Below are 17853 nucleotides of genomic sequence, written 5' to 3'. Positions count from 1 at the left end.
CAATCGGAACACTTTTGTTTCTAATCGGAGCTCTGACCCCGGTTAGGAAACGTTTCGAATCGGAGGTCTGACCCCGGTTAGGAAATGTTGCTGGATGTTATGGCAGACGCATAGCCGCACACGGCTGGCGTAAAGTGCTTTGAAGAAAACGCCTGCTCGGCTACCATCGTTCTCATAGCGGTGCACGGCGCCGCGTTTGATGCGGCGGAGGCTCGGGCAGTGTCGTTTTCATCACGTTCAACCCTGCCGTCCATCCGCTCGAAGACCGCCACGCTGGTCCTCGCCTGCGCCTTGCCGACCCTGATCGGCTTCGCCGCCCTCTCCTACGACTCCTTCCAGCGCGAGCACCAGAACCTGCTGCGCAACGCCGAACGGCTGGCGCAAAATGTGCTCATGGCCGCCGAGCGCGATCTCGATGCCGGCGAAACCGCGGCACGCGCCCTGGCCAGTTCGCCCAGCCTCACCAGCGGCGACCTGGCCGACTTCCACTATCAGGCGCGCAGCATCCTGGGCCCGGAATTCCCCGGCTACGCCTTCGTGCTGAGCGACCTCGATGGCAAGCCGCTGCTCAATACCCGCGTCGCCCACGGCCTGCCGCTGCCACCGAACGGCAACGTCGAGACCATCCGCCAGGTCGCCGTCAGCGGCCTGGCCGCCACCTCGGATCTGCACCGCGGCATGCCGGGCGCGCCCTACACCGTCTCGGTCGAGGTGCCGGTGCGGCGCCACGGCGAGGTGGTGTACGTGCTGTCGGCCCAGTTGCGCCCCGAACGCTTCAACCAGCTGCTGGCCGACCAGCGCCTGCCGCCGCGCTGGAACGCCCAGTTGTTCGACCGCAGCGACATCTTTGTCGCGCGCAGCATCGCTCCCGAGAAGTTCATCGGCGCGCTGGCGCGCCCGGAAATGGCCGACCTGGCGCGGCGCGCCAATGCCGGCACGATGGAACTGACCTCGCGCGAAGGCGTGCGCGTCATCTCCAGCCTGCAGCGCTCACCCAGGCGTGGCTGGTACGCCACGGTCGCCCTGCCGCGCGACGCGGCCTATGAAGCCATGCGCGAGGCGCTGGCCAGCGTGTTCCTCAGCGTGGCCGCGCTGCTGGTGGTGGGCTTTGCCGCCGCGTGGACCATCGGCGGCGTGATCGGGCGCTCGGTGCGTTCCCTGTGCGCGCCGGCGGCGGCGCTCGGCCGCGGCGAGCCGATGGCGCTGCCGCCGATGCAGATCCGCGAAGTGGCCGACGTGGCCGGCGCCCTGCAGCACATGGACGGCGAACTGCAGCGCTACCGCAACGACCTCGAAACCCTGGTCGCCGAACGCACCGGCGAACTGGAACGCGCCAACGCCCTGCTCGAAACCGTGTACGCCACCGCGCCGGTGGGCCTGGCCCTGCTCGACGCCGACCTGCGCATCGTCATGGTCAACGAGTACCTGGCGGCGGTCAATGCGATGCCGGTGGCCGCCCATCTGGGGCGCACCCTGCCCGAGCTGCTCGGCCCCCTGGGCGTCGAATTCGAGAAGGCGTACCGCCAGGTGCGCGATACCGGCCTGCCGATCAAGTCGGTGCACGAATCGCGCTCGGTGCCCGGCTCGCCCGATGTGGAAAGCCACTGGGTGACCAGCTACCATCCGGTGTTCGGCCCCGACCACGCGCTGGTCGGCATCAGCGCCGTGGTGCTCGATGTCAGCGAACGCAAACTGCTCTCGGATCGCCTGCGCGACGTCAACGAGCAGTTCCGGGCGCTGTACGAAATGTCGGGCGACGCCCATATGCTGGTCGCCCAGGGCGCCGGTTTCATCGGCGGCAACCAGGCCGCGGTGCGCATCTACGGCTGCGCCACCATCGAGGAATTCCTGACCCTGTCGCCGGCCACCACCTCGCCCGAGTTCCAGCCGGACGGGCGCCGCTCCGACGAGAAGGCCGAACAGTTCATCCGCTACGCGATCGAAACCGGCAGCCACCATTTCGAGTGGCTGCACATGCGCCGCGACGGCACGCTGTTCAACGCCGACGTACTGCTTACCAGCGTGAATATCGGCGGCAAGGGCATCTTGCAGTCGACCGTGCGCGATATCAGCGAGCGCGTGGCGGCCGAGAAGGCCCTGCGCGCCACCAGCGAGCGGCTCGAACAGAGCGAGCGCTTCATCCGCACCGTCACCGACAACGTGCCCGGCATGGTGGCCTACTGGGACGCGGAACTGCGCTGCCAGTTCGCCAACCGCCGCTACCTGGAGCTGTTCGGGCGCAGTGCCGCCGGCATCACCGGCACGCGCATGGACGATATCCTCGGTCCCGAAACGATGGCCGACATCGCGCCGCACCTGCGCGAGGTCCTGGACGGCAAGGCCACCCATTTTGCGCGCGACCTGCATGAGCCGTCCGGCGAGGTGCGCCATACCTGGGCCAATTACATCCCCGACTTCGATGAAGACGGTGCGGTACGCGGCTTTTACGTGCTCATTTCGGACGTCTCGGAACTCAAGCGCACCGAGTTGCGCCTGCAGTCGCTCAACGAGCAGCTGATCCAGGCGCTGGAACGGGCCGAATCGGCCAGCAGCGCGAAAAGCCAGTTCCTGGCCAATATGAGCCACGAAATCCGCACCCCGATGAATGCCATCATGGGGCTGGCGCGCCTGCTCGAAGAAGGGTCGCTGGAACGGCGCGAGCGCAGTTATGTCGCCAAGATCAAGATGTCGACCCGCTCGCTGATGGGCATCCTGAGCGACGTGCTCGATTTTTCCAAGATCGAAGCGGGCCAGCTGGTGCTCGAATCGTCGCCATTCGCGCTGTGCCAGGTCCTCGACAGCATCTCGGTGCTGCTGTCGGCCAACGCCTGGAACAAGGGCGTGGAGCTGGTGTACGCGGTGGCGCCGGACGTGCCGCTGACTGTGGTGGGCGACGCGCTGCGGCTCGAACAGGTGCTGCTGAACCTGATCGGGAACGCCATCAAGTTCACCGAACAGGGCGAAGTGGTGCTGTCGATCACGCGCCGCGGCGAAGCCGATGGCGTGGTGGTGCTCGATTTCGCGGTACGCGACAGCGGCATCGGCATCGCGCGCGAGCAGCAGGCGCACATGTTCGACGCCTTTTCGCAGGGCGACACCTCGACCAGCCGCAAATACGGCGGCACCGGGCTGGGACTGGCGATCTGCCGCCGCCTGGTGGGGCTGATGGGCGGCACGCTGGGCGTGCGCAGCGAACTTGGCGCCGGCGCCGAGTTCCATTTCGATTCGGCCTTCGGCGCGGCGCATGCCGACGACGCGGCCGTGCTGCCGGTGCTCCCTGCGCTGCCGGCCGGCGCGGTGCACTCCGTGCTGGTGGTGGACGACAACCGCAGCGCGCGCGAGGCCGTCGCCCGCCTGTGCGCCAGCTTCGGATGGGTGGTCGACAGTGCCGCCAGCGGCGCCGAGGCGCTCGAACTGCTGCGCGCGGCCGGCCGCGCCGGGGTTCCCTACGATCTGATGTTCCTCGATACGGCGATGGCGGAGCTGGACGGCATCGCGGTGCTGACTTTCGCGCGCGCCGATCCGGCCATCGTCATGCCGCGCTGCGCGCTGATGGTGGCCGAGAGCGCGCGCGAGCAGCTGGTGGCGCTGCAGGAAGACCTGAAGCTGGACGCCATCATGAGCAAGCCGGTGACGCGGCTTTCCCTGATCACGACGGCAATCGAACTCCATACCGGGAAAGCGGCGCCCGATGCGGCGCCCGAGCTGCCGCTGGCGGGCCGCCTGAAGGGCATGTATGTGCTGCTGGTCGAGGATAACCAGATCAACCAGGAAGTGGCGAAGTACATCCTGCTGCACGCCGGCGCCGCGGTCGACATCGCGGGCAACGGGCGCATCGCGGTCAGCATGCTGGCCGATGCTCCCAGCCGCTACGATGCGGTGCTGATGGATATCCAGATGCCGGTCATGAATGGTTACCAGGCGGCCGAAGCGATCCGGCGCATGGGCGTCAAGGCGCTGCCGATCATTGCGATGACCGCCAACGCGATGGAAGAGGACCGCCACCATGCCATCGCGGCGGGCATGAACGGCCATGTGGCCAAGCCGATCGACGTGGACAACCTGGTCGACACCCTGATCCGGGTGACCTCGGACGGCGCCGTGCGCGAAGCGCATGCGCCCGCAAGCATGGGGCATGCGCCCAAGGCCGCGCTGCCCGACAGCGTGCGCGCGCTCGACATCCCGGGCATCGACCTGGCATCGACCCTGCCGCGCTTCGGTGGCAATATCGATAACTTTGTCACCTTGTTCAAGCGCTTCGAGAGTTCGCAGGGCCAGACCCTGGACGAGGTGCGCGCGCTGCTGCGCGGCGAGGAGCGCCAGGAGGCGATCCAGCTGGTGCATCGCCTGCGCGGCGTGGCGGCCAACTTGGGGGCGAGCGAGCTGGCGGCGCTGGCCTTCGATTTTGAACAAGCCTTGCGCGGGGCCGGCAGCGCCGAACTGACGGTGCGCCTGGGGGCGCTCGACAAGGCGCTGCAGGCGGTGTTCGAGACCGCGCGCGCCCTGCCCGCGCCGGCGGCATCCGGTGTGCCGCCGGGGGCACAAGACCCCCTGCAAATAAACGCGGCGCTGGCGGATCTTCTGAGTTTGCTTCAGAATAACAATCTGAAGGCCATGGCGGCATTTGACGCACTGCGTCCGGTTCTGGACGCAGCCCTGGCCCCGGCGGTGGTGAGCGCGCTGGGCGATGCCGTCGCCACGCTCGGCTTTGCCAACGCCGCGCTGCAGGTGCAGGAGATTTTGAAACGAAGGGACCATGCATGAGTTGGACCGATATGGCGAGGAACGGGCGTATCCTGATCGTCGACGACGCGATGGAAAACATCCAGATCCTGCACCAGGCCTTGCAGGACGAGCACGACGTGCTGTTCGCGATGAACGGCGCCAAGGCGCTGCATATCGCCCAGAACCAGCGCCCGGACCTGATCCTGCTCGACGCGATGATGCCAGACATGGATGGTTACGCGGTGTGCCGGGCCTTGCGCGAGTCGGGGGCGACGCGCGACATTCCCATCATTTTCGTCACGGCGCTCAAGACGCCCGAGGATGAAACGCGCGCGCTCGAAGCCGGCGCCGCCGATTTCATCACCAAGCCGGTCAACGCGGCGGTGGTGCGGGCGCGCGTGCGCACCCAGCTGACGGTCAAGCGCCAGAGCGATGCGCTGCGCGAGCTGACCCTGACCGACGGCCTGACCGGGGTGGCCAACCGGCGCGGCTTCGACGAAGCGATGGATACGGAATGGCGGCGCTGCGCGCGCGCCCGCATGCCGATCGCGCTGATCATCGCCGATATCGACCATTTCAAGGCGTACAACGACGCGTATGGCCATCAGGCCGGCGACGACAGCCTGGTGCAGGTGGGAGGCGCGATGCGGCGCGCGGCGGCGCGCCCGCAGGATCTGGTGGCGCGCTACGGCGGCGAGGAATTCGTGATCCTGCTGCCGCAGGAAGACAAGCGCGGCGCCGAGGTGGTGGCCAGGAAACTGCTCGACGAGATCGCGCTGCTGGCCATCCCGCACGAAAAATCGGGCGCCTCGCCGTGGCTGACCCTGAGCATGGGTGTGGCCAGCCTGATGCCGGCCGATGGCCTGCCGCCGGGTGTGCTGATCAAGGAGGCCGACGCCCTTTTGTACGAGGCCAAGGCGGGTGGGCGCAACCGGTATTGTTTACAAAGGGATTAGGGCGCGCTTTGCGCCGCCCCGCGCCGCCCCCGCGCGCGGCGCCGGCCTGGCCCTGCCTTCCACCACGCCCGCCGGCAGCTTGAATACGCTGACCACCCCGGCGAGCGTTCCCGCCTGATCCTGCAGCGCCGCGGCGGCGGCCGCGGCTTGCTCCACCAGCGCCGCATTTTGCTGCGTCACCTCGTCCATCTGCGTAATGGCCCGGTTGATCTGCTCGATCCCGGCCGTCTGCTCCACGCTCGCCGCCGTGATTTCGCCCATCATGTCGGCCACGCTCCTGGTACTGGTGACGATCGCCTGCATGCTCGTCCCGGCCCGGTCGACCAGCTCGCTGCCCAGCGCGACCTTGTTCACCGAGTCGCCGATCAGCGTCTTGATTTCCTTGGCCGCCGCCGCCGAGCGCTGCGCCAGGTTGCGCACCTCGCTGGCGACAACCGCGAAGCCGCGCCCCTGCTCGCCCGCGCGCGCCGCTTCCACCGCCGCGTTGAGCGCCAGGATATTGGTCTGGAACGCGATCCCTTCGATCACGCCGATGATGTCGACAATCTTGCGCGACGATTCGTTGATCGCCCCCATCGTGTCGACCACCTGCGCCACCACGGCACCACCCTGCAGCGCCACGTGCGAGGCCGACACGGCCAGCTGGTTGGCCTGGCGCGCATTGTCGGCATTCTGCTTGACGGTCGACGTCAGTTCTTCCATCGACGACGCGGTCTCTTCGAGCGAACCGGCTTGCTGCTCGGTGCGCGCCGACAGATCGAGGTTGCCGCTGGCGATCTGGCCCGACGCCGTCGCAATGGCATCGGTGCCGCTGCGCACCTGGCCGACGATGTCCTGCAGGCTGCCGTTCATCTCGCTGAGCGCTTGCATCAACTGCCCCGTTTCGTCGCCCGAGCGCACCGCGATGTCGCTGGTCAGGTCGCCGGCGGCGACCGTCTTCGCAAGCTGCACCGCCCTGGCGATCGGCCCGGTGATGGAACGGGTAATCCACCAGCCGGACATGGCGCCAACGAGCAGCGCCGCCAGGCCCAGTACCAGCATGGCCTTGCGCGCCAGGACCGCGCTTTCTTCGATGCCTTGGCCGGCCTCGCCCACCAGCTTTTTTTGCAGGCCGGCCAGCCGCGTCACCGAGTCCTGCAAGGTGTCGAGCGCCGGCAGGGTTTCGCCCAGCATGGTGGCGCTGGCCGCGTCGCGCTCCTGCGCGGCGATCTGCTTGCTGACCCTGGCGAACGAGCCGACATAGACCACGCGCTCGGCCTTGATCCTGGCCAGCAATTCCCTGCCTTCGGCGCCGCTGGCCAGTTTGTCGAGTACCGCGATGGCGCCGGTAATGTCTCTCTTGTTCGCCTCGATCTTGTCGCGCACCCTGGCGCTGTAGGCGGCATCGGGCGCGATGAACAATTCAAGCGTGGCGCGCGCGTTGGCGCGGGTGCCGATGTTGATGACGTTGGCCGCATCGGCCTGGACCATGTCGCGCTCCATCATGTTGCTGCTGACGGCGCTGATGTTGGCAAGCATCGTGAGCGCCGTGGCGATCAGGGCCGCCATGATCAGCAGGATGATTCCGAAAGCGCCGCCCAGGCGCGCCCCAATTCGTAAGTTTGCAATATTCATCCGACAACCCCGGGTAATGCGGGCGCGCCAGCGCTGGCTGAACGCCGCGACGTTAATGGAAAGGATTAGCATGTGATCCCGCCCGCAGGTCTGGGGCGGACGGGAAAAGGCGAGGAACGGCAGACGCGGCCATGCATGCGGCGCCACTGCCATGTAATCAATGTTGCTACGTGGAAATTGTATGCCGTCAGTTCGGGTGCGTCAACCAATCCAGATCAAGGAATGTGAAGTTTGCGGGCATGCTCCACGGGGCAGGTCGGGCGAACGGCTGTTCAGAACTCCTCCCAATCGTCCGTGCCCGCGGCGGCCACCTCGCGCTTGCGCGCGCCTGCGGGACTGGCCGCTTGCCTGGGCCGCTCCACCGGCACCCTCGCCTCCACCTTGCGCGGCGCCGGCTTGGCCCGTCCTTCCGCCACGCCGGCCGGCAGCTTGAATACGCTGACCACGCCAGCCAGCGTTCCCGCCTGATCCTGCAGCGCTCCGGCGGCGGCTGCGGCTTCTTCCACCAGCGCGGCATTTTGCTGCGTTACCTCGTCCATCTGCGTGATCGCCCGGTTGATCTGCTCGATCCCGGCCGTCTGCTCGACGCTGGCCGCCGTGATCTCGCCCATCATGTCGGCCACGCTCTTGATACTCGTGACAATCGCCTGCATGGTCGATCCGGCCCGGTCAACCAGCTCGCTGCCCTGCGCGACCTTGTCCACCGAGTCGTCGATCAGCATCTTGATTTCCTTGGCCGCCGCCGCCGAGCGCTGCGCCAGGTTGCGCACCTCGCTGGCCACCACCGCGAAGCCGCGCCCCTGCTCGCCCGCACGCGCCGCTTCCACCGCCGCGTTGAGCGCCAGGATATTGGTCTGGAACGCGATCCCTTCGATCACGCTGATGATATCGACAATCTTGCGCGAGGATTCGTTGATCGACCCCATCGTGTCGACCACCTGCGCCACCACCGAACCGCCCTGCACCGCCACGTGCGAGGCCGAGATGGCCAGCTGGTTGGCCTGGCGCGCATTGTCGGCATTCTGCTTCACGGTCGACGTCAGCTGCTCCATCGACGACGCCGTCTCTTCCAGCGAACTGGCTTGCTGCTCGGTGCGCGTGGACAGGTCGAAGTTGCCGCTGGCGATCTGGCTCGACGCCGTCGCAATCGCATCGGTGCCGCTGCGCACCTGGCTGACGATATTGCGCAAGCCGGCGTTCATGTCGCCCAGGGCATGCAGCAGCTGCCCCGTCTCGCTCGACGATCCGGGCGCAATGTGGGCGCTCAGGTCTCCGGCCGCCACGGTCCTGGCCACCTTGACCGCGTCATTGATCGGCCGCGTGATCGAACGCGTGATCCACCATGCGGCCACCACGCCGATCAGGAGCGCCAGCGCGCCCTGCCACAGCATCATTGTGCGGGCCTCGGCAATGCTTTCTTCGACAGCGGCGCTGGCCGCTTCGGCTAGCCGCTTTTGCATGGCGGCCAGGGTGGTGATGGACGTTTGCAGCGCGTCGAGCGCCGGCAGCGTCTCCGAGCGCATCAGGGTCGACGCTTCGTCGTGCTTGCCTTCGGCGATCAGTTTGTCGACGCGCGAGAACGAGACGACGTAGACGGCGCGCTCGCGCATCACCCTGGCCAGCAGTTCGCGGCCGTCGCGTGAATCGATCAGCTTCTCGAGCGTCGCCAGCGCGGCGGAGATCAGCTTCTTGTTCACTTCGATGCGCTGGTGGATGTTGGCCAGCTGCGCCGGGTCGGTGACGATGAACAGTTCGAGCGTCCTGCGCGCATTGGCGCGCGTGCCGACGTTGATCTCGTTGGCCGCTTCGGCCTTGACCCACTCGTGGTCGACCATCCGGGCGGTGCTCTCGCCAGCGCTGTTGAGCAAGGTGATGCCGGTGGCGAGCAAGGCCCCCATCAGCAGCAGCACAAGGCCAAAACCGGCCCCCAGACGAACACCGATCTTCAAGTTCGCAATTTTCATCCGGACTCCTGGCTGATGAGCACACGACAGAACAAGGACAGCTACCCGTCAGCCCATACTAGTCCCATACGCGGCCGGGATTGGCCCGTGCATATTGATAGTTGCGGTGTCAAGTGGGGAGGTGCAGATGGCGGGACCGACGGCCCCGCCGGGGAGGTCAGGAGTAGCGGCGCATCAGCAGTTCGGCCACGCACACCGGTTTGGCGCCACCCTCGTTCTCGACGACGACGCTCCATTCGAGCTGCGCGCCGCCTTCGATGGATTCGACCTGCTGCAAGGTCAGGCGCGCGCGCACGCGGCTGCCGACCGGCACCGGGGCCGGGAAGCGCACCTTGTTGAGGCCATAGTTGACGACCATCTTCGCATCGACCATGCGCAGCGCCCTGCCGAACAGGCCGGAAATGAGCGACAGCGTCAGGTAACCATGCGCCACCGGGCCGCCGAAGGGCGACTCGCGCGCGCAGCGCTCCTGGTCGACGTGGATCCACTGGTGGTCGTCGGTGGCGTCGGCGAACAGGTTCACGCGCTCCTGGGTGATTTCCAGCCAGTCCGACACGGCCAGCTCCTGCCCCACCAGCGCCTGCATCTCGGCCAGGCTGGCAAATTCACGCATCGCCGTCCTCCTTCGGGCGGCGCCCGAACATGCCCATGCCTTCGATCGTGCATGCCACCTCGCCGTGCTGGTTGACGGCCCGCCACGTCGACCAGACCACGCCGCGGTCGGGGCGCGAGCTCGATGGCTTGAGCGCCGTGGTGATGTAGCTGACCGTGAGCGTGTCGCCGGCGCGCACCGGCTGCAGCCAGCGCACCTTGTCCAGTCCCGGAGAGCCCATGCTCGACGAGGTGCCCAGCACGCTGTCGACCACCATGCGCATCATCATGCTGCAGGTATGCCAGCCGCTGGCGATCACGCCGCCGAAGATGGACGCCGCGGCCGCGTCGTGGTCGACGTGGAAAGGCTGCGGGTCGAACTGGGTGGCAAAGGCGATGATTTCTTCCTCCGTCACGGTGCGGCTGCCAACCGGAATCTCCTGGCCGACGTAAAAGTCCTCGAAATACCATGCGGTCCTGGTCATGCCATGTCACCCGCCGCGAAACCCGGCTGCGCGATGAAGCGCTGCAGGTGGTGGTCGGAGTCGCCCAGCGAGAGTTCGATCATGGTCAGGCGCTTGAAGTGGTGCGCGGCCGGCAGTTCGTCGGTCACGCCCATGCCGCCGTGCAGCTGGACCGCCTGCTGGCCGACGAACTTGAGCGCCTGGCCGACGCGGAACTTGGCCGCCGACACGGTGCGGCGGCGCTCTTCGGCATCGCTTGACCCAAGGCGCACCGCGGCCAGCAGCGCCATCGAGCGCGCCTGCTCCAGGTGAATGTACATGTCGGCCATGCGATGCTGCAGCGCCTGGAATTTGCCGATCGGCGCGCCGAACTGGGTGCGCGTCTTGAGGTAGTCGAGCGTGGCGGCAAAAATGGCTTCCATCGCGCCCAGCGCTTCGGCGCACAGCAGGCCGGCGCCGTAGTCGGCGCCGGCGTCGAGCAGGTCCCAGGCCTGGCCTTCAAGGCCGATCAGGTTCTCGAGCGGGACCTGGACATCGGCGAAGGTGATGTCGGCGGCGCGCTGGCCGTCGAGCGTGCGGTAGTCGCGCACGGTGACGCCGGCGGCGTCCAGCGGCACCACGAACAGCGATACGCCGTCCACGCCGCGCTGGGGGCCGCTGCTGCGCGCCGAGACAATTAGGCTGCCGGCCTGGGCGCCGTGAATCACCACGCTCTTGTGGCCATTGAGCGCGTAGCCGCCGCCATTGGCCAGCGCCGTGGTGGCGATGTCGGACAGGTCGTGGCGCGACTGTTTTTCAGCCAGCGCGCAGGCCAGTTTGAGTTCGCCGCCAGCCACTTGCGCCAGCAGGTCGGGATGCTTGCCGCCCAAGGCGAGGAAATGCGCACCGAGCACGGTGGCGAAATACGGTTCGACCACCAGTCCGCGCCCCAGCTCCTGCATGACGACGAACATGTCGACCGCCGTGCCATTGAAGCCGCCCTGCTCTTCCGGCACCGGCAAGGCCAGCATGCCCAGTTCTGCCAGCGCGGCCCATGCGGCGTCCGAGGTGCCCTCGCTTGAATGAACGATCTTCTTGCGCGCCTCGAAGCTGTAGTCCTTGGTCACCCAGCGCTTGAGGGCATCGGCGAAGGCCAGCTGTTCTTCCTTGAAGTTGAAATCCATGTTCAGTCCCTCACAGGCCCAGGATCATCTGGGTGATGATATTGCGTTGAATCTCGTTCGAGCCGCCATAGATGGAGGTCTTGCGGAAATTGAAGTAGTGCGCGGCCAGCGGCGCGGCATCGTCATCGCCGAACACGCTGTGCGGCGTCTCCGATTCGAGATAGGCGGGGTCGAACGGCAGCGCCATCGGGCCGACCGCTTCGACCATCAGTTCGGTCAGCGTCTGCTGGATGTCGGTGCCGCGCACCTTGAGCACCGACGCTTCCGGACCGGGCGCCTTGTGTTCCTGCGCCAGCACGCGCATGACGGTCATCTCCAGCGCCATCAGTTCGATTTCGAGGGTGGCCACCTTGGCGGCGAACAGCGGGTCGTCGATCAGCGGCTTGCCGTTCTTGCTGCGCTGCGCGGCGATGCGCTTGAGCGTGGCCAGTTCGCGCTTGGAGCGGCCCACGGCGGCGATGCCGGTGCGTTCGTGGCCGAGCAGGTATTTGGCGTAGGTCCAGCCCTTGTTTTCCTTGCCGACCAGGTTTTGCACCGGCACACGCACGTTATCGAAAAAGACTTCGTTCACTTCGTGGTCTTCGTCGAGCATGATGATCGGGCGGACGGTCACGCCGGGGCTGTGCATGTCGATCAGGAGGAAGGAGATGCCTTCCTGCTTGCGCACGCCGCTGTCGGTGCGCACCAGGCAAAAGATCATGTCGGCATGCTGGGCCAGGGTGGTCCAGGTTTTCTGGCCGTTGACCACGTAAAAGTCGCCATCGCGTTCGGCGGTGGTCTTGAGCGAAGCAAGGTCGGAGCCGGCGCCCGGTTCCGAGTAGCCCTGGCACCACCAGTCTGCGCACGACAGGATACGCGGCAGGAAGTGGGCTTTCTGTTCGTCGCTGCCGAAGGCCATGATGACCGGGGCGACCATATTCACGCCAAACGGCAGGATCGGCGGGGTGCCGGCGCGGGCGCATTCTTCTTCCCAGATGTGGCGCTGCACGGCGCTCCAGCCGGGGCCGCCGAATTCGGCGGGCCAGCCCGGCGCCACCCAGCCCTGTTTGGCCAGCCTCTGGTGCCAGCGCACGTAATCGTCCTTCGACAGGCGCAGGTGCTTGCGCACCTTTTGCTGCAGATCGGCCGGAAGATTGGCGTCGAGGAAGGCGCGCGCTTGGTCGCGGAACGCCAGGTCCTCGCTCGTATAGTTCAGGTCCATACAGTCTCCTTGTTGTTATCGCCTAAAAATAGCACGACCGTTCACAATGATTGTACCCGAAAAAATCGCGCCGGGAAGACGGCTTTTGCCGGCCTCAATATCGGCCCACGCGGCATGCCGCGAGGCGGTAAACTGTGCGTCCAGATCACCTCGAGCGACAATTCAATGAGAACAGACAGCCGCCTTTCCCGCGTGCTCCATGTGCTGCTGCACATGGCCAGGCATGACGGACCTTTGACCTCGGAACACATCGCGAAAATGCTCGATACCAATCCCGTGGTGGTGCGGCGCACCATGGCCGGCTTGCGCGAAGCGGGTTATGTGACGTCCGGTGCGGGCAAGCACGGCGGCTGGTCGATGGCGTGCGATTTGCGGTCGGTGACGCTGCTGGACATTCATCGGGCGGTGGGCGGGCCGCATCTGTTTGCCATTGGGGTGGATAACGATCATCCAAATTGTGCCGTTGAGCAGGTGGTCAACCAGGCGCTGGGAGACGCGCTGCGGCGGGCGGAGGCGATTCTGATCGAGAGCCTGGGCAATGTCGTGCTGGCGGACCTGGCGCAGCAGTTCGACCGGTTGTGCGTTGCGGGCAGTCAGGTGGGACTGGACCAACCGGCACCGCGCCCATGACTGAACCAAATAACTGCTATCGCGCACCAAAAACGTCGAGAAACCTATACTAATGGCTTGGGAACGCAGACTTCCCGATACCAGGCTCCGCTCATGTACACTTGCACAATGATTTTCCTGTGCAAAGGGCACACGGTCGGCGACTTGCATTCTCACGCCAATTAGCAAGTCTCCAGAAGTTTTTCACGCCAACCAAAAACCGTGAACAAGTATCGGCCTTATGCCTCATTACATCTTGCTTAGGATATATACTTAAATGAATTCAAAATCGACTGGAGACACATTTCGGGATTATATATTGAGTATGTTGAAAAGCAAATTTCCCGATGCGTACACCGAGGGAAAAGTTGCGTGGAAGAATGCCGACATTGTTTTTTCTATGATGGAACTTGGAAAACGAATCAAAGTGGCAGTTGAGTGCAAGAACTATAACCGCTCATTGAACACAAGTGATTTTTCAAAAATTCTTAGCGACTATCAATTAGCTTTGGACAATAACGATATTAATTTGCTTCTTATCGTCTCAAATCGTCATGTAGAAGCTGCATCGCGGCAATATATTGAAAAAGCAAGAAATTTGAGATTCATGACGGTGACAGAACTGGAAAGCTGGCTTGTCGGACTTGCACCATATATACAAGCACTAGCTGAAGAATTTGCTGCTGATGAGATTCATGAATATTATGTGGAGGGGCGATTCGAAGCCGTAGAAGGCACAGCATTCGATAATGTTCAGGCGTGGATCAACTCTCCGCTAACCGACGATACAGGATTGGCGATATTGGGGGGTTACGGACTTGGCAAAAGTAGCTTGGCGAAACGGGTTGCGTCCGAACAAGCTTTGAGATATCTGCGTGCGCCAGAGTGTGAACGCCTGCCAATATTATTACCTTTAGGTCAAGTAGTTCATGAAACAGAGCTTGCGGGGCTCTTTGGGAAACATTTCACATCAAGATATTCATTGGAAGGCTATTCGTATAAGACTCTTATGCAACTAAATGTTGCTGGACGATTGCTAATAATATTAGACGGTTTTGATGAGATGAAGCACGCAATGACCGAGCACGATTTCCGTGCCAATTTTCGAGAGTTCAACAAACTCCGCGCTCCAAATGCTAAGGTTCTTCTCTTAGGTCGCCCCAACGCGTTCACCTCCGAATCCAGTAACTTATTAATACGCGGCCTATCAAGGCTAGGCGATCAGTCTTTCTTCAATTCTGACTTCCCTCCTTGGAAAGAAAGAAAACTTTCATTTTTCAACCGTGAAGAGCAGGAAGTTTTTCTTGATGGCTTTCTAAAATGCAAAAGTAGCGAATTATCCGACAAGAATATTAGAGTTAACCGCATCGCAGAGGTTATAAATGATATTGACGACGATATTTTACAGCGTCCGGTGCAAACACGCATTGTAGGACTGCTCGCAGCCGATCCCAACTACACATTTAAAGGAATCAGCAGATTTCAACTCTATAACGATTTTGTCCAAGAAGTTATCCAGCGAGATCAGGAAAAACGGGCAAGAAGCTATATTCCGGCTGCAGATAGACACCGGTTTTTGTGTAACTTGGCATGGTGGTCATGGACAAAGCCAGGAATCCAAGGTACGTTCTTGAGGGAAGAAGTACCAAACTCACTATTGGATGGTTTATCTGATGGGCAAGCCATTGACTATCAAGCCAAGCGAACCGAATACCTAATTTCGTCACTAACAGAGGAAAAAGATTCCAATTTTCTATATTTTGCTCATCGTTCATTTCATGAATTTTTAGTGGCATCACATATAACCTCACTGAGCAAAATATCTCCAGTTTCATTAAGCGATCTTAATCTAGCGCTGAATGAAGACGTCATCGGCTTTTTGCGAGAGTCAAGAGAGCAAAATTACCTAGATTTCATCTATTCGGTGTTAAATGATGAACAAGGCCTTTCGATACGTTCAGGAATAATAGAATTACTTTCCTCATCCACTTCTTTGGTGGAGCTTATTTATAAAAAGTCCGTTTCGGAAATAACTTCGCGTGACGTTTTCATAGTATGGAATTCAGAACAAAACAATGAACACAGCGAAGAATTTCGGCTCTGGCTTGGAAAAATAATTACCTCTGGCCAAAATAATTCGTCAGCCGCCGCCGGATTCGTCTATTTAGAAATAATATATGACATGCCTGATGCAGCCTCAATGATCCCTGTTGAATTTATAAGTCGCTCTTGGGAACGAATGTTATCTGGATTAAATAGTGATAGCTCAGAATTCTACGATGAAAAATTAAACGAAGACGCTCAACCGTTAATTATTCAAAATGAAAGATTTGGGGCGATTGGTGAAATACTCCGCAAACAAACTAGAAAAATACGTCTATTAACGGGAGATTGGGTTTTAATTAACGCGAAAGAGATTCACTCTATTCTAAATCGCTGGTTAAAAACGCTGGGCTTTGTAGGTTTGCCCGGCAATAAAAGAATTAGACTCATTGAAATCCCATGTGAATTTATTGAGAAAAATATAAATCAGACAAATGTAAAACAATTCAGGTCGATTTATGATCGCAAAGGAGATGAGTTTATACTCGCACCGAGCATGCTGCATGCAAAAAAACAAACGTCCCTCAAAACCCAAACGAAAAAAAGAATGACTTCTTCAACGAATTCAGCGAACGAAACGTAGAAAAACGACTAAATTTTAAGCAACGTTGCATGATTGCTCAGAACTAAATAGCGGTAAAAAAGCCAGAGTAAGACTCCTCGAGACAATACAGTGATTTCCTATGCGGACATTTTATTAGAATAAACGCCCCCGATTGATTGCACTAAATGCCATTTACCTTCTGCCACTCAGCCATCGTGATTCCGCTGCATCGCTGCGCACCGCGTTTCACCTCCCTGCCTGCGCTCGTCATCGGCAGCATGGCGCCCGATTTGGCTCTATGCCGTTTTGAGTGGAAATGGACGGCCAGCGCGGTAAATGGTAGATCGAATCGGCGCGGCCGGTTGCATGGGATTCTGCGGCAGATTCTTTAGTTTGGACATGCGGAGGTAGGCGATGGCGACGAAGTTCTTCACGGTTCGGAATCCACGCGCAGCCCGCTTGACCTGCTGGAGCATGCCATTCATCGCCTCGACATAGGCATTGCTGCGCCCGTCGAGCATGCCGCGCACAACGCCAGCCATGCGATCCTTGAGCGTGGTGGTGAGCTTTTTGAACGGTTCAAGCCGACTGCGCCGTGCCCACGACATCCAGCTCTTCAGGGCCGCCTCGGCTCTCTCAGGACAGTTGCTGGTGACGCCAGCAGCGTAGGTCGAGCGCAGTCCCTCTTTCAGGCGCCATGCGCGGGCGCTCTTAAGGTTCGAACGCTGCAAGCGATACATCGTGTTGATTTGATCGACGCTCCAGTCGGAATGGTCTTTGCGCATGCCCCAGAACATGCCCTTGAGTGCTTTGCGCTGCGTTCCCATGGCGGCGCGCACGACGCGGGGCTGGTCTCGCATCTCTTCGCGCCGCACGGCGTCCATCGCCTCGTTGGCCAGGGCGATCACATGAAACCGGTCGAAACTGATCTGGGCTTGCGGCAGCATCTCGGTCACCCCCTTGGTGTAGGCTGCGCTCATGTCCATGCAGACATGCTTGATGTCATCCGGGTTGCCTCCATGGGCGATCAAATCGGCTTTGAATTCGATGACCGTGCCGTGCTTTCGGCCCTCGGTCATGAACAACAACCGCTTCGCCTCCAGGTCATGCACGACCGTGACATAGTCTTGGCCGCGCCTGAAACTCAAATCGTCGATGCCGACGACGGCAACGCCGCTCATGTTCTCCTGCGCATGCGCCACGTCAACGTAGTGCTCGATACGGCGCCACAACTGCTTCGAGTTGACCCGCAACAGGGCGGCGGCATGCGCAACCGGCATGGACTGGCACAGCGACAAGGCGAACGCTTCAAACAGAAGCGTAAAGCCACTGCCAGGGCGCGCCCACGGCGCCTCCGCCATCGTGGTCTTGCCGCAGGCGCCACAATCAACGCGCGGCACGTCGGCGTGCAGCCAAGCCTCATGCTGAAAAAAGTCGAGATGCCTCCAGTCGCGTCTGACCCTGTCATGAATGCCTTGCCCGTTCACGCCGCAGGCAGGGCATGGCAGCTGCTTGGCATTGCAGGCGACTTCGAAATCGATTCTCCGTTTGGCGGTATCGAGGTCGACCTTGACCACTTCCCACGGCGATTTTAATCCCAGCGCGGACGTAAACAGAGCTTCGACACCAATACTCATTACTGCTACCTCAAATTAAGAAGACGGTTATTGCTGTGGCCTGGCACGTCGTCCATTGCGTCTGCATGGTCGTCGCCACGGCATGCCATGTCGACGGCCATGACCCAGCGTATCGGCCCTACACAGCGTCAAGGGTTCGCTTCGCCGGGCCGCGCTTCGCGCAACCCGCCCTTGACCCTGTTCCGAGCCAGGCGGCACCGACGCCGAGCAATGCAATGTCACGATGATATTTGGCGTTCCCAGCGGGTAGCCGATATAGCCTGAATGTTTCATAAACTGCCG

12 protein-coding genes are annotated in these 17853 nt (G+C 61.9%); 5 read left to right on the top strand and 7 right to left on the bottom strand.

Translation table 11 applies throughout. The annotated features are described in order from the left end of the window. Window positions 1-219: 219 nt before the first annotated feature. Both RBA41_RS32685 and RBA41_RS32680 read left to right on the top strand, forming a co-directional pair. Window positions 220-4764, top strand: coding sequence for a response regulator (locus RBA41_RS32685; RefSeq protein WP_306628518.1), 4545 nt, complete (start codon window positions 220-222; stop codon window positions 4762-4764). Beyond that, entirely contained in the window at window positions 4761-5681 is a 921-nt protein-coding gene (locus RBA41_RS32680; protein WP_306628517.1) for a diguanylate cyclase, read from the top strand. The genes RBA41_RS32685 and RBA41_RS32680 overlap by 4 nt, the downstream gene beginning before the upstream one ends. Here RBA41_RS32680 and RBA41_RS32675 read toward each other — a convergent pair. The 6 genes from RBA41_RS32675 to RBA41_RS32650 all read right to left on the bottom strand — a co-directional run bounded on the left by RBA41_RS32675 (window position 5667) and on the right by RBA41_RS32650 (window position 12678). Continuing rightward, window positions 5667-7295: a methyl-accepting chemotaxis protein gene (locus RBA41_RS32675; protein WP_306628516.1), complete on the bottom strand. Its 1629-nt coding sequence runs from the start codon at window positions 7293-7295 to the stop codon at window positions 5667-5669. The two genes, RBA41_RS32680 and RBA41_RS32675, sit on opposite strands and share 15 nt — an antisense overlap. A 272-nt stretch (window positions 7296-7567) precedes the next feature. Then, window positions 7568-9259 carry a methyl-accepting chemotaxis protein gene (locus tag RBA41_RS32670; RefSeq protein ID WP_306628515.1) on the bottom strand — a complete coding sequence of 564 codons (1692 nt, stop codon included), beginning with the start codon at window positions 9257-9259 and terminating at the stop codon, window positions 7568-7570. 157 nt (window positions 9260-9416) lie between these two features. Next, window positions 9417-9872 carry a MaoC family dehydratase gene (locus tag RBA41_RS32665; RefSeq protein WP_306628514.1) on the bottom strand — a complete coding sequence of 152 codons (456 nt, stop codon included), beginning with the start codon at window positions 9870-9872 and terminating at the stop codon, window positions 9417-9419. Next, window positions 9865-10335, bottom strand: coding sequence for a MaoC family dehydratase (locus tag RBA41_RS32660; RefSeq protein WP_306628513.1), 471 nt, complete (start codon window positions 10333-10335; stop codon window positions 9865-9867). The genes RBA41_RS32665 and RBA41_RS32660 overlap by 8 nt, the downstream gene beginning before the upstream one ends. Continuing rightward, a complete protein-coding gene (locus tag RBA41_RS32655; RefSeq protein ID WP_306628512.1) occupies window positions 10332-11477 on the bottom strand; it encodes an acyl-CoA dehydrogenase family protein in 1146 nt (381 codons plus the stop codon). The genes RBA41_RS32660 and RBA41_RS32655 overlap by 4 nt, the downstream gene beginning before the upstream one ends. A 10-nt stretch (window positions 11478-11487) precedes the next feature. Further along, entirely contained in the window at window positions 11488-12678 is a 1191-nt protein-coding gene (locus tag RBA41_RS32650) for an acyl-CoA dehydrogenase family protein (protein ID WP_306628511.1), read from the bottom strand. A gap of 165 nt (window positions 12679-12843) precedes the next feature. Here RBA41_RS32650 and RBA41_RS32645 point away from each other — a divergent pair, with 165 nt between their 5' ends. From RBA41_RS32645 to RBA41_RS33560, 3 genes are all read left to right on the top strand, one after another. After that, on the top strand, window positions 12844-13308 hold the full coding sequence (locus RBA41_RS32645; protein WP_510184560.1) for an Rrf2 family transcriptional regulator: 465 nt from the start codon (window positions 12844-12846) through the stop codon (window positions 13306-13308). Window positions 13309-13564: 256 nt separating this feature from the next. Beyond that, entirely contained in the window at window positions 13565-15973 is a 2409-nt protein-coding gene (locus RBA41_RS32640; RefSeq protein WP_306628509.1) for an NACHT domain-containing protein, read from the top strand. Between the two features lie 146 nt (window positions 15974-16119). Beyond that, window positions 16120-16326: a DUF4184 family protein gene (locus RBA41_RS33560; protein ID WP_374709637.1), complete on the top strand. Its 207-nt coding sequence runs from the start codon at window positions 16120-16122 to the stop codon at window positions 16324-16326. Here the strand turns inward: RBA41_RS33560 and RBA41_RS32635 are convergent. Beyond that, entirely contained in the window at window positions 16231-17571 is a 1341-nt protein-coding gene (locus RBA41_RS32635) for an ISL3 family transposase (protein ID WP_306628508.1), read from the bottom strand. The genes RBA41_RS33560 and RBA41_RS32635 overlap by 96 nt on opposite strands. Window positions 17572-17853: the final 282 nt, after the last annotated feature.

It is taken from the genome of Massilia scottii (assembly GCF_030846495.1).
GTDB classification, from domain to species: Bacteria; Pseudomonadota; Gammaproteobacteria; order Burkholderiales; family Burkholderiaceae_D; genus Telluria_A; species Telluria_A violaceinigra.
The sequence above is the reverse complement of the archived record's forward strand: the minus strand, read 5'-3'. Positions and strand labels throughout refer to the sequence as shown.

Coding starts and splice junctions, on each gene's coding strand:
- RBA41_RS32660 (WP_306628513.1), bottom strand. CDS start 10,335: ATGACCAGGACCGCATGGTATTTCGAGGACTTTTACGTCGGCCAGGAG.
- RBA41_RS32645 (WP_510184560.1), top strand. CDS start 12,844: ATGAGAACAGACAGCCGCCTTTCCCGCGTGCTCCATGTGCTGCTGCAC.
- RBA41_RS32665 (WP_306628514.1), bottom strand. CDS start 9,872: ATGCGTGAATTTGCCAGCCTGGCCGAGATGCAGGCGCTGGTGGGGCAG.
- RBA41_RS33560 (WP_374709637.1), top strand. CDS start 16,120: ATGCCATTTACCTTCTGCCACTCAGCCATCGTGATTCCGCTGCATCGC.
- RBA41_RS32650 (WP_306628511.1), bottom strand. CDS start 12,678: ATGGACCTGAACTATACGAGCGAGGACCTGGCGTTCCGCGACCAAGCG.
- RBA41_RS32670 (WP_306628515.1), bottom strand. CDS start 9,259: ATGAAAATTGCGAACTTGAAGATCGGTGTTCGTCTGGGGGCCGGTTTT.
- RBA41_RS32675 (WP_306628516.1), bottom strand. CDS start 7,295: ATGAATATTGCAAACTTACGAATTGGGGCGCGCCTGGGCGGCGCTTTC.
- RBA41_RS32635 (WP_306628508.1), bottom strand. CDS start 17,571: ATGAGTATTGGTGTCGAAGCTCTGTTTACGTCCGCGCTGGGATTAAAA.
- RBA41_RS32680 (WP_306628517.1), top strand. CDS start 4,761: ATGAGTTGGACCGATATGGCGAGGAACGGGCGTATCCTGATCGTCGAC.
- RBA41_RS32655 (WP_306628512.1), bottom strand. CDS start 11,477: ATGGATTTCAACTTCAAGGAAGAACAGCTGGCCTTCGCCGATGCCCTC.
- RBA41_RS32640 (WP_306628509.1), top strand. CDS start 13,565: ATGAATTCAAAATCGACTGGAGACACATTTCGGGATTATATATTGAGT.